This window comes from Gayadomonas joobiniege G7 (assembly GCF_000300815.1).
Classification (GTDB): Bacteria; Pseudomonadota; Gammaproteobacteria; order Enterobacterales; family Alteromonadaceae; genus Catenovulum; species Catenovulum joobiniege.
Genome location: NZ_AMRX01000008.1, coordinates 307925 through 320749 on the forward strand (window position 1 = coordinate 307925; position 12825 = coordinate 320749).

The following is a 12825-nucleotide window of genomic DNA, read 5'->3' on the forward strand; positions in this document are numbered from 1 at the left end:
TAAATTAGGATCTTTATGAGCACAGTTAAGCTTCCAAAAATCATTTTTGGCACCAGTAGCCTAGGTAACCTGTTTGTTGAACTGGATAAACAAACTAAAACTCAGCTCGTTGACGCGGCCATTCAAAATAGTCCAGATACGGTTATTTTTGATAGCGCTGGAAAATACGGTGCAGGGCTTGCGTTAGAGTCCATCTCGACTGCTTTATCAGAGCTAAACATAGCACCAGAGGCGGTTAAAATTAGTAATAAGTTAGGTTGGAAAAGGGCACCGTTAAAAACAGCCGAGCCAACCTTTGAGCCGGGCGCATGGGTTAATATCAAACATGATGCGGTGCAAGATATTTCTTATCAAGGTATTTTAGACTGTTACCATGAAGGCAATCAATTGTTGTCACCGTATCAGGCTAAAATTGTTTCTGTTCATGATCCAGATGAATATTTGGCTGCGGCGACCGATCAAGCCGATTTAGATCAGCGTAAAGCAGATATTTTAGAGGCTTACCGGGCTTTGCAAGCTTTACGTGATTGCGGCGAAGTTGAATCTGTAGGCGTGGGGGCTAAAGATGTTTCTGTTATCGACTTTATTAGCGATCACGTTCGGCTGGATTGGGCGATGTTTGCTTGTTCGTTGACGCCTTTTACTCATAAAAAATCGACTTTAGATCTCATCAAAAAGTTACATCAGCAAGGTGTTAAAATTATTAACTCGGCTGTTTTTAACTCAGGGTTTTTATTAGGGAGTGATAATCTGGATTATAAAAAAGTGTCCAGAGAAACCCACCCCGAAGCATTTGCTTGGCGTGATAAGTTCCATCAACTTTGTGATAAGTACCAGATAACGGGTGCACAAGCTTGTGTGCAATTTTCATTTTTATTTGACGGCGTTGAATCGATTGCGCTGAGCTCAAGCTCGCCTAAGCGCGTTAAGTCTAACATAAGTTTGAGCGAAGCAGACGTGCCTAAAGCCTTTTGGCAAGATATGTATCATCAGGGTTTGATTAAAATAAAAATTACCTAAAAGTACATCAGGCCACCTTACAAGAGCGATTATTGCACTTAAATGACAAGGTGGCCGCTTTTAATCTTCTTTAAACAAGCACAGTATGCCACCTTTTCCATATATCGGTTAGCATTTAGCTAGTACAGTTAGCCACCTTGGGATGCTTTTTATTTTAGTGCTGCCGTGAATTTGTTTAAAGGTGGCCATTTGTACTTTTTATATTGGCTGGCAAAACGCTGGCTGAGGCTTTATTATGCGCTAAAGGTGGCTATTTGTACTTCGAATGGGCATTATGTTAGGCCTATTTGGGTCGCTGCACCGCTAATTCGAAAAAAGGTGGCTAACTGTACGTATTTATTGATTGCATGTGTTTTTTCGGTGTTGCACTTTATAGTAAGGTGGCTAACTGTACGGCTCTAACTTTGAATGAACGATTAAAAAACCTTGAGTTGAGCAGGGAAAATAGTCATTTTAATAGAAGGTGGCCAGATGTACTTATAAAATCAGACTAGCCGATTAAAGAATTAAAGCAGGTAAATATCACAAGGTGGCTATATGTACTTTAATAAAAATACAATAGAAAGGAAAGGTGGCTAATTGTACGGGCTAGATCTGAAAAAATTGACCTACGGTGGCTAAAAGTACGATCAAAAAATTAGCTAAAGCGAGCAAAGGCGGCTGATTGTACGACTTGGTAGCCAAGGTGGCGATTTGTACTTAGTGTTTTTCGGAGCTCATTTAAGATACTTGATTAACTGAACTTGTTGGCTGGTTGCATAAACGTAAAAGTGGCCTAATGTACTGAGTACAATAAGCCACTTTTACGCAATGTTTGTGCATCACCAACGTATTGTTAGCAAGCTAGTTCTAATTCTGAGCTTTGTAATTGAGCAATGGATTTTTTCATCCATTCGCTGTTTATATGGTTAGCTTCAAAACCAGAGCCTAGGTTATTCAACAAAGTGATGCATAACCGGCCTCCTAGATGCTCTTTAAATTCATTTAAGGCTTGTTCAACATCTAACTGCTGCAATGCGCTATGATTTAAAGTAAACCCTAAAGTTGTTAACAAGGTAATAATTTTATTGGCATCCGCTTGTGTTAAATGACCCGCATAAACCGAATATAAACTGTCAATAGCAATACCAATGGCAACGGCTTCGCCGTGCCTGAGTTCGTTATTAGAAAGCTCTTCTAGCTTGTGAGCAGACCAATGACCAAAATCTAACGGCCGAGCCGAGCCGAACTCAAAAGGGTCGCCATTGGTTGCAATATGATCAAGATGCCATTTTGCCCCTTTAATGATCATATTTTTCATCGCAGCGGTCTCAAATTGAGCTAGTTCAAAACGGTCAGCATAAAGCTGGTTGAAAAACTCTTTATCTTTGATTAAGGCAACTTTAATGGCTTCAGCAATGCCGCAGCGTTTGTCTCGCACTTGCAAACTATTTAATAGCGTAAAATCATTAATCACCGCAAAGGGTGGTACAAAAGTGCCTAAATAATTTTTGCGTTTATTAAAATTAATTGCGTTTTTAACGCCGACCCCAGCATCGTTTTGTCCTAACACTGTTGATGGTAAACGAATAAGGCGAATACCTCTGTGTGCTGTTGCTGCAGCATAACCAACAGCATCTACTACAGCGCCGCCACCAACAACAATGATATAAGAATGACGGTCAATTTTATAATCTGCCACGGCTTGATAAATGTCTTCAAGCCATTGGGTATGGTTTTTACAGTCTTCACCACCAGGAATAATCAAAGTATCACTTAGCTTTAACTCGGCGGCGGCTAGATAATCAGCGACTTTTTGTGATAACTCGGGATGACAAGCGGCTACCTCGCTGTCGAGACATAATAAAAACTCGGGACGATCACTCAGATTATCAATTAGCTTTATTAACGATTGATTATTCGAAGAAAAGGTATCTTCAGTAAAGATCACTGGATACTGATAGCTAACTGTAAAGCTCTGATTGATTTGCATAGAGCCCCCTTAAAAACTCAATAAATTCAGTAAACGCATATTTAAAACTAAATTAAAAAAAATAGCAAAAGGGCAAATAATAAAATTTAACCATTTTTGTACGAAATTTAATAAGTTTATATGTAAACGTATTGATTTTCTTTTAAAATTATTTTTAATTTCCAAACGCGAAATTTTTTTTAAATCGGTTTTTGGTGAAAGTATTTGGGTTGAGTTGTTATTAATGTTATAAAATACCACCCAAACAGTTAACATATGATAAAGGGACCTCATGCAAACCATTAAGCTAGGGGTGATTGGTTTAGGCAATATTGCCCGCCAGCACATCCAAAATATTCTCAGCGGTGCGGTTAAAAACTGCCATTTAGTGGCGGTTTGTTCACGTTCTGTGAATTCATCCGAGTATCCGGATGTTGAACACTTTAATGATTATAAACAAATGATTGATTCGGGGTTAATCGACAGTGTGTTGATTGCAAGCCCTACTTTTGCTCATTTTGAAATGGCCCAATATGCCTTAAATAAACAAATGCACCTGATGTTAGAAAAACCGATTGGTTTATCTTCTTATGAAGGTGAGCTGCTATTAAAGTTGAAGACTGACAATGTTCAATTTGCGCTAATGCTTAACCAACGAACCGATCCGGTTTATCAAAAGATGCACCAGCTTGTTCAGTCAAACCAGTTTGGTGCAATTACCCGTACTCACTGGACAATGACGAACTGGTTTAGACCGGATATTTATTTTCAAACCAGTGACTGGCGCGCAACTTGGAAAGGCGAAGGTGGCGGTTTGTTGGTTAACCAATGCATCCATAATCTAGATATTTTTCAGTGGATATGTGGTGTGCCGAACAGCATTATCGCACAGTGTGGATTTGGCAAATATCACAACATTGAGGTAGAGGATGAAGCGACTGCTTTTTTTAATTATGAAAATGGTGCCACCGGTGTCTTTGTTGGATCAACTGGTGAAGCGCCCGGTGTTAATCGGTTTGACATCATCTGTGAAAAAGGCAGCTTGCACTTCGACTCCGGACAATTAACCATTGTTGAAAACGATCAAACAACGGCTGAATTCTGTTATCAAACTGACGAAATGTTTGGTATGCCTCAAAATCAAACTTATCAATGGCAACCACCAACAGAGAAAGTGAATCAGCATGCTGTTGTAATGAACAATTTTGTCGCAGCTATCCTAACTGGAGAAAAGTTAATTGCACCCGCAGAAGAAGGATTAGCGTCGTTAGATATTGCAAATGGGATTTTATTATCGAGTTGGCTTGATGCGAAAGTTGTGCTACCGCTAGACAGAACGGTTTATCAAGCAGAATTAGATAAAAAAATAGCAGCTTCGAGCTTTCGTAATAAGTCGAATGCTGAAGTAAAAATTGATATGAATGCTTCATATCGTTGAGCTAAGGAAACACAATGTCAGCAGAATTAGAGAGTATCCGAGCACTTGCCGGTAAAGCTTGGTATCAAAGGTTGCCTACTTATTTAAAGTTAAGTGGCCCAGGTTGGTTACAAGGTGCGATGACACTTGGTGGCGGCAGTGCGGTGACGTCGTTGAGTATAGGTGCTATATTTGGCTATGAACTTTTGTGGGTGCAGCCACTAGCCGTTATCATTGGCTGTATTATGTTATTCGCACTCTCTCATCAAACTTTGCACACCCAAATAAAACCTTTTACTGCAATGAAAAAGTATGTGAATGCTCCACTAGCTTGGGCCTGGGCGATAGCTGCATTTGCGTCAAGTATCATTTGGGGGTTTGCGCATTATCCGCTGGCGGCCGCTATGCTCGAAGAAATTGTTTTGGTGAGTAGTGGCTTTTCGGTTGATCAGGAAAATACCTTAGGTCGCGACTTATACCTGTTGCTGTTGGCTGTGATCATTTGGGCTGGGTGTGCGTTTACCGCTTGGCGCTACGGCGATCATGAAAACGGCAAAAATAACGCGGTTAAAATATTTGAAACTGGCATTAAAATATTAAGTGCATTAATAATTATCGCTTTTGCTTGGGTCGTTATATCTGCATCGCTTAACGGTAAAGTAGACTGGGGCGCTGTTTTAGCGGGTTATATTCCATCCTCATTGCCCGATGACGCGCAAGGGGTCACTGTGGTCATGGCCGCACTTGGCAGCGCGGTTGGTATCAATATGACGTTTATCTATGGTTACACCCTGTTGCATAAAAAATGGACCGCTGAACATGCCGAATTGGCGCGCTATGACATTGGTTTAGGTCTGGTTATTCCATTTATTTTAGTGACCAGCTTGATTTCTATTGCTGCGGCTGGCGCGTTTTATGGATCAGATATGGATATTCAAGGAAAACTTAGCCCTACCCAAGCTGGCACCATGTTTATGTCGGCAGGTTTAGATGAAGTGACCAGTCGGTTGGTTTTTGCTTTTGGTATTTTGGGGATGGCAGTTGGCTCATTAGTCATGCACATGCTTTGCTGTGGCAGTGCTGCTGCGGCCATGTTCAATTGGTCAGAAAAAAGCTTAAAATACAAACTGGCTTTATTGGCACCAACACCAGCAATTTTAGGGGTATTTGTATGGAAAACCATGGGCGCTTACGTGGTGCTACCGACTTCCGCGATATGTGGGTTTTTATTACCAGTGGCTTATATCGGTTGGGCAGTATTAAATAATAAAAAAGCGTATTTAGGTCGTGCAATGCCAGCGGGGAACAAACGTATCTGGATTAATCTCGCGATGACGATTTGTATTATCACAGTTTTGGCGAGTGTAGTGTATTCAACTTATATTAAGTTAGGAAGTTAACATGACCGTAAATGCAAAAGACGGCGCAAATTATGCGCCGCTTGGACAATCAAAAAAAGTGGTGGCGCCGGGCGAATTCATATTTTCTGTGGCTTTTTTAGATCATGGGCATATTAACGGGCAAACCAATGGTTTATTACAGGCCGGTGGCACATTAAAATATGTTTATGATAGAGATCCCAAACGGTTAGCCGCATTTTGCGAACGCTATCCGCAGGCTAAAGTAGCCGATAGTTTTGAACAGATTTTATCCGACCCTGACACTCGTTTAGTTGCCAGCGCGGCCATTCCGCATGAAAGAGCGCAAATTGGCATTCAAGTGATGCACGCTGGAAAAGACTATTTTACCGACAAGTCGCCGTTTACTACCTTAGCTCAGTTAGAAGAAGTTAAAAACGTGGTATCCCAGACCCAGCAAATTTATGCCGTTTATTATGCTGAGCGTTTGCACAATGAAGCGGCTTGGCAGGCTGGAGAAATGATTAAACAGGGAGCGATTGGCCGTGTACTTCAGGTGATTAACCTAGCACCACACCGGCTGGCAAAAGAGACTCGACCTGATTGGTTTTTTGATAAAGGCTGTTACGGTGGTATTTTAACCGATATAGGATCTCACCAAGTTGAGCAGTTTTTAACGTATGCGGGCGCACAAGATGCCAACATAAACTTTGCACGAGTTGAAAACTTTAATAATCCGGATAAACCCGGTTTAGAAGATTTTGGCGAAATTTCTATGACTGCGGATAATGGCGCTTCATTTTACACCCGCGTTGATTGGTTTACGCCTGCAGGACAAGCCGTTTGGGGCGATGGCAGAACTGTCATCATGGGGACTAACGGGGTAATTGAATGCCGTAAATATACAGATGTTGCACGGCAAAGTCCTGTATCTAAAATCTTTTTAACCGATGCCAACGGCGAACAGGAAATTGATTGTCTAGGACAGTCTGAATTTCCTTATTTCGGCCAGTTAATTTTGGATGTGCTTAATCGAACGGATTTAGCAATGAGCCAGAGCCATACTTTTAAAGCTGCTGAGCTTAGCATGCGCGCACAAAAATTGGCTGAGTCGAGTTAAAATTTATTTAGTTACTATTGATTCAACGGGCATTTTGACGCGGTAGAAGCAGATGATAACTTGCCTTGTAAGATTTCCAATATAGCCCTGAGAGAAGTCGATGGGCTGGGCAATCAGCTGATATTTGTCCTTCTACCGCATCTTTCAGAGCCTGCGCTTTGGCTACAGCTTTCACTAATAAGACGATGCTTCTGGATTCTAGGATTGTAGCTATTCCCATTGTTATTGCTGATCGAGGTCATTAAATGCAATGTGGCCGTTGGAACCGATACCTAACATTGGTTATCCCTGCCAAAAATCGTGAATTCACTATGTATTCACGATTAAGACTCCAAGTGGATAAACGAACACTGTGCTTGGCTTTATTTCGTAACAATATTTTTAAAGTGTGGCATTGCGGTTAGATATTTTTTTCCTAATCTAAGTGTTTGGCCGTTGGCTAACTCAGCTTCTAGTTTTGAAGGACAAACACTCGCAACGGCCGACAGGTTGACCAAATAAGATCTATGAATACGGATAAACTGGTTTGAATCTAACTCACATTGCATTTGTTTCATTGTTTTTCGCAGAAGGTAGTGCTCGTTTTCCGTGTTGATTTCTAGATAGTTTCCACTGACGTTAATAAACTGAATAGATTTTATATCAATTAATACACGTTTATTGCCTTTATAAACCAGTAATTTATCGTCGTGTGCTTTTGTTGGCATGCTGGAGGTATTAGTCTGTTTTTCCCATTTGGCGGTTGTTGTTAGTTTATCTGCATGCAAGTGGCAAATCAGCAGTGCTAATCCAGAAGCCAACAAATAACGTGGAAAGTAGAGTAAAAAGGTATCGGATGCCGAATAACCTGCAATCCAATATTCTACCGCAATGCGATAGATTGCCGCTATCAAAACACAAGAGACTAAACCGCCCAAAATAGCGAATTGTTTGATTTTACGTTCTGAACCTGGTTTTATCGCGCTCTGTATTAAAACAGGAGAAACCGCAAGCCAGACAATCCAGTCTTTTAAAACGCATTGAAATGCCTGAGCAAAGCTAGTGTACATAGGTTTATTAATGACCAGCATTTGGCTATAGCAATAAAAGGTCATAAAGCCTAAAAACACAACCCAAGAGAGCAGTAACATACCTATATATCGCGTTTGTGCAGCTGATAAGTGTATTAAACCGAGTGGTTGAATCAATGCGTTTTTTACTCGAATTTGAATCATTAGCTTTAACGCCAATAGCAAAATATTTACAAATAATTGGTTTAGTTTAGCGGTTTGCTGATTAAAATAGAATGGTAGATTGTGTTCAGTTGTCCAAACAAGCTGCGATATAACTGACTTTTATCCCTTATTTAACACTTTTATCCCATTTTTCTTTCGGCTGACTCTGATCAGGTTTATTTTTGACTATCAAAATATTTATACACTTGTTTGGGAAATCTGACCGATATGACAAAATTTATGTTGAGCTGGGCATTTATAGCTCCGATTTTAACTACGCTGCAAGTCAACGCAGAGCCACCTAAGCCACCGTTGGGTAAAAAGTGGGTGCTGAACGAAAAATTCTCTGATGAATTTAATGGCACAGAATTGGATAAAACAAAGTGGTACGACTATCACCCCACTTGGGCAGGGAGAGAGCCGGGTATTTTTTTACCGTCGCAAATTACGGTTAAAGAAGGTCTGCTGCGCATAAAAGGTGAAAAACTGCCACAAGACAAAGTGATCACATCCGGCGACATAGTCACAGAAGAAGGCACGCCAAGAACATATAGTGTTGCTGGCGGTGCTGTGATTTCGAAAACTGAAGATGCCTATTTTGGTTATTACGAAGCTAGGTTCAAAGCGGCAAAAACCACTATGTCTACCACCTTTTGGCTTGCGACTCGTAACTGGGATTTTGCCGGACCTGAAGATTGTAAAGACAGATACGGCCTAGAACTCGACATTCAAGAGTCGATTGGCCGGGAAGGTAATTTTGATGGCAAAGTTTTTGCCAAAGGCATGCATTCTAATGGACATTTTTGGTATGCAGGGTGTGATGGTAAGATGCAAGATCTACGCTCGCCCCAAGTCACTTTTAAATCAGAACAACTTGCTTCAGATAGCTTTAATACTTATGGCGGTTGGTGGCATAACGAGTCGTCTGCCAGCTTTTATTATAATAATGGCAAGCCTAAATTTATGGCTTTTTACAATGAGGTTAAAGAAAAACCGTTTGACCAGCCGATGGGCGTCAATTTAGTCTCAGAAACTTATCCGTTTCCTTGGGTGGAACTACCCAATGACGAGGAACTGGCTGATCCAGATAAAAATGTTGCTTATTATGATTGGGTGCGTGCGTATAAATTGGTTGATGCCAAGCTTGCAAATGACTCAGCCAGTTTATCGGAAACTTCTGCGCTTCCCGCTATTTACAACGACCAGGCTCAGATAGAAACAGACGCCGTTCGGTTAGTTGACCAAAATACGCTAAGCTTGTTATTAACCTATAAAATTAATCAAGACAGCATTATTCGGATAACGTTAAGCGATGAGCTTGGTGTAAACTTAGCAACATCAAAACTGCCCGTCGAAGCCGGCTACGCATTTATGCCGATAGAAATCATAACTAGCCAATCACTAACGCCTTCTCAGCACTATCGGGTTTCACTGCAAATTGAAACGCTAAATACAGTGCAACAAGCGCCGCTTGTATTTGCCAAAACATTTGTTTTACCTATTGCTACGACTTGGCAAAGCCAGTTTAAAAAAAATTTACCAACTTGGACACTCAGTCCTGAGCAAGAATTAAAGGTTGCTGGTGAGCGGGCAGTTTTTCAATATAGTATTCGCAACCAAAAAAATGAATCTGCGCAAGAGGGCATTAGTTACAATAATCAAATTGATGTTAGAGGGCTAGATTCCGGCGAGTATACAATTGTTTTGGATGGCGTTTTAAAAGCTAAATTTAAAAAATAAAACGAGCCAGTGCCGAGATAAGCTAAGCACTGGCCTTAGCTTATTCTAAATGTGTCATTTGGTGGATATTTGCAGACTCAATTAAACCTTGAGTTTTTTCACCAAACTGGCGAATGTGCTCTGATTGCATATGGTCTTGCCAAGCCTCGAAACTGGCCCAGTTTTCATAAAAAATAAAATGTGAAGGTGCTTGATTATCTTGATGTAGCTCATAATCAAGACAGCCAGCTTCTTGTTTAGTCGGTTCAATGAGTCCAATTAGGGCTTGTTTAACTCTCTCTATTTGGTCTTTTTCAGCGTAAATATCAGCAATGACGGTTAACTTTGTCATACTCTGCTCCAGTAAGGTCCAGTTCAGCCAGTGTATCATATGAATGGTTACATATAGGAAAACTTGCACCTGTAAAATTCGCAAGTCTGTGATAAACTTGGCTAACTAAAAAAACAACTTGGTTTATATCTCTGTACGAGCGATTGTGAAAAAAGAGAAGCTTAAAAAGTTGATGGCCCTAAGACACTATACCTTATTTATTTGGCTCATCCTTTGGTTGCCATTTGGCAGCCAAGCGAATATACCGATCGCTGATATCCCTTGTGCAGATGAATTGCCGCAAAATTTATCCGCTAATAACGCTGCATCAGCAGATCAAGAACAAGACAATTGCTGCGATTGGGAGTGTTGCGATGGCCAATGCAGTTGTTTGGGGCATTTTTGTAGCCCAGCGCTTTATTTAACAGGCGATAGGCTCGAGTACTGGCCAAAGTTTATCTCTCAGTTTTACCGTAAATCATTACAAGAACCAGACGAAGTCTGGCATCAGCAGCCTTATCGGCCACCCATTTTTATCTCATAAGCCAGATTAAAAATCGATAGCGATTTTAATATTAGCTAACCAGCATACATAGGCTGGTTTGTATCATTTTGTTTGAGGTAAAAATGAATCATTATTCATATAAACGGGCGGCCGTAATGCTGCTATCAATTACATCTACATTTGCGGCTCTGGCCGATGAAAATCACTCAGAACATGCTCATGATGAGCACCATAAACAGGAAGCAGAAATAGAAACCATTCAAGTACGTGCGTCACGGCTTGGACGTATTGTCACTGAGTCAGCGACTCGTATTGAGCTGATTAATGGCGAAGAAATACAAGAAAAAGCCATTATGCGGCCTGGAAATATCTCTATGTTAGTGGCTGAAACTGGCGGCGTTCGGGTGCAAACCACATCGCCTTCATTGGGCAGCGCCAATATTCGTTTGCAGGGTTTGTATGGCCGCTATACCCAATTATTAAGTGATGGTTTACCCCTGTATGGTGGCCAAACTGCATCTATCGGTTTGTTGCAAATTCCACCGACCGATTTAGCCAACGTTGAAATTATTAAAGGATCAGCTTCATCTTTATATGGAGGTTCAGCGCTTGGCGGGGTGATCAATTTAATTTCTCGAACGCCAAAAAATCACTTCGAAGGAGAAGTGATGGGGAACCTGACATCTAAAAATGGTCAGGATTTAACGTCTTATTTCGCCACGCCCATTTCAGATTCGTTAAAAGCTTCGTTTACCTCAGGTATCCATCATCAAAAAGAACAAGACTTAGACCATGATGGTTGGATTGATTTAGCTGGATATGAGCGTGTTAATGTACGCCCAAGGTTTTACTGGCAAGGGGAAAATGATGATAATTTGTACCTGACATTGGGTGCCATGAAAGAGCAGCGGCAAGGTGGGACACAAGGGCAAGCCGTTATGCCAGACGGCCAGTCCTATAAACAAGCACAAGATAGTTTACGCACCGATTTAGGTTTTATTTACGATAGAGCAATTGGCCAAGTGCTTAATATTAATGTTCGTGGCTCGGCAATGAAACAATCACACGATCACCAATATGGGCCTCGTTTTGAAGAGGATACGCACGAGAGTTATTTATTAGAATCGAGTGTGTCTGGTTATAACCATGCCTTTGCGTGGGTATTTGGAGTGGCCTATCAGACCGATCAATTCAGCTCGCAACAGTATCCAGAGTTTGATTATAGCTATCAAGTGCCTGGCCTGTTTGGGCAACTGGATTATGATATCGGCGAAGCTTTGTCGCTTTCGCTAAGTGGTCGAGGCGATTGGCATAGCCAATACGGTACCCAATTTAGCCCACGTTTGTCAGTATTATATCATCCAGAAAATTGGACCATCCGTGGTGCTTACGGTAAAGGTTTTTTTGCCCCTAGCCCTTTTATTGAAGATATTGATGAAGTGGGTTTATCCCGTTTAATGCCATTAGAAGATCTCAACGCCGAAGAGGCAACGACCGCATCGGTTGATGTGAGTTATATCGCTGGCAATGCCGAAACCAGCCTGACCTTATTTGCCTCTGACATTGAGCAGGTGACCGAGCTTGCAACGCTTGCACAGGAATCGGATTCTGGCAAACGCGTGCAATTAGTTAATACGCTAGGTGAGAGTCAAATTCGTGGTGCTGAGTTATTGTTACGTTACCGCTGGCACGATTTTAAAGTAACTGGTAGTTATTTATATACAGATGCGACTAAATTAAACCCGTCTACAGACGGCCGAGTGCCGCTCACCCTGACACCACGTCATTCGGCTGGGGTTGTGGTTATGTGGGAAGAGCATGGCAGTCATATCGTGGGTTTTGAGTCTTATTACACAGGCACACAAAGGTTGGTTGATAACCCCTATTTGAACCAGAGCAAAGCGTATTGGCATTTAGGTTTACTCGCACAAATCACCCTTGGCCGAGTGAGTTGGTTTGTCAATGCCGAAAATCTGCTAAACGTTAGGCAAAGCAAAGAGCATTCGCTTATTTTGCCCCAACAAGCGCCGAGTGGCCGCTGGACAACAGACATTTGGTCTAGAAATGACGGTTTTACCGTTAATGCGGGTTTTAGGTTTAAATTCGACAGTTAATGGCAAATCATTACCATCGCTTGTGTCTTTGAGTGGTGGTAATTTTGCAAACAACGCCTACGCTTAATAAAACTTT

Annotated in this window: 10 protein-coding genes; 7 read left to right on the forward strand and 3 right to left on the reverse strand. The window is 41.4% G+C overall.

What is annotated here, in order from left to right; translation table 11 throughout:
* Nucleotides 1–15: 15 nt before the first annotated feature.
* Complete coding sequence (locus C727_RS0116050) at nt 16–1020, forward strand: aldo/keto reductase (protein ID WP_017446677.1); 1005 nt, start codon at nt 16–18, stop codon at nt 1018–1020.
* A gap of 835 nt (nt 1021–1855) precedes the next feature.
* On the opposite strand, the gene C727_RS0116055 is transcribed toward C727_RS0116050, so the two are convergent.
* Entirely contained in the window at nt 1856–2992 is a 1137-nt protein-coding gene (locus C727_RS0116055; protein ID WP_017446678.1) for a 3-dehydroquinate synthase, read from the reverse strand.
* A gap of 271 nt (nt 2993–3263) precedes the next feature.
* Between C727_RS0116055 and C727_RS0116065 the strand changes: the two genes are divergently transcribed.
* The 3 genes from C727_RS0116065 to C727_RS0116075 are packed head-to-tail and all read left to right on the forward strand — an operon-like array spanning nt 3264 to nt 6866.
* On the forward strand, nt 3264–4409 hold the full coding sequence (locus C727_RS0116065) for a Gfo/Idh/MocA family protein (protein ID WP_017446680.1): 1146 nt from the start codon (nt 3264–3266) through the stop codon (nt 4407–4409).
* A gap of 14 nt (nt 4410–4423) precedes the next feature.
* Nucleotides 4424–5788 carry a divalent metal cation transporter gene (locus C727_RS0116070; protein WP_017446681.1) on the forward strand — a complete coding sequence of 455 codons (1365 nt, stop codon included), beginning with the start codon at nt 4424–4426 and terminating at the stop codon, nt 5786–5788.
* A 1-nt stretch (nt 5789) separates the two neighbouring features.
* The gene (locus tag C727_RS0116075) at nt 5790–6866 is read left to right on the forward strand and encodes a Gfo/Idh/MocA family protein (protein WP_017446682.1); all 1077 of its coding nucleotides are present in this window, start codon (nt 5790–5792) and stop codon (nt 6864–6866) included.
* A 362-nt stretch (nt 6867–7228) separates the two neighbouring features.
* On the opposite strand, the gene C727_RS19200 is transcribed toward C727_RS0116075, so the two are convergent.
* Nucleotides 7229–8080: a LytR/AlgR family response regulator transcription factor gene (locus tag C727_RS19200; RefSeq protein ID WP_017446684.1), complete on the reverse strand. Its 852-nt coding sequence runs from the start codon at nt 8078–8080 to the stop codon at nt 7229–7231.
* A 228-nt stretch (nt 8081–8308) separates the two neighbouring features.
* Between C727_RS19200 and C727_RS19205 the strand changes: the two genes are divergently transcribed.
* Nucleotides 8309–9820, forward strand: coding sequence for a LamG domain-containing protein (locus C727_RS19205; protein ID WP_017446685.1), 1512 nt, complete (start codon nt 8309–8311; stop codon nt 9818–9820).
* 40 nt (nt 9821–9860) lie between these two features.
* Here the strand turns inward: C727_RS19205 and C727_RS0116095 are convergent, their stop codons facing one another.
* On the reverse strand, nt 9861–10151 hold the full coding sequence (locus C727_RS0116095; RefSeq protein ID WP_017446686.1) for a putative quinol monooxygenase: 291 nt from the start codon (nt 10149–10151) through the stop codon (nt 9861–9863).
* A gap of 145 nt (nt 10152–10296) precedes the next feature.
* Between C727_RS0116095 and C727_RS0116100 the strand changes: the two genes are divergently transcribed.
* Complete coding sequence (locus C727_RS0116100) at nt 10297–10674, forward strand: hypothetical protein (RefSeq protein WP_155949287.1); 378 nt, start codon at nt 10297–10299, stop codon at nt 10672–10674.
* Between the two features lie 116 nt (nt 10675–10790).
* Nucleotides 10791–12749 carry a TonB-dependent receptor plug domain-containing protein gene (locus C727_RS0116105; protein ID WP_237742361.1) on the forward strand — a complete coding sequence of 653 codons (1959 nt, stop codon included), beginning with the start codon at nt 10791–10793 and terminating at the stop codon, nt 12747–12749.
* Nucleotides 12750–12825 lie beyond the last annotated feature (76 nt).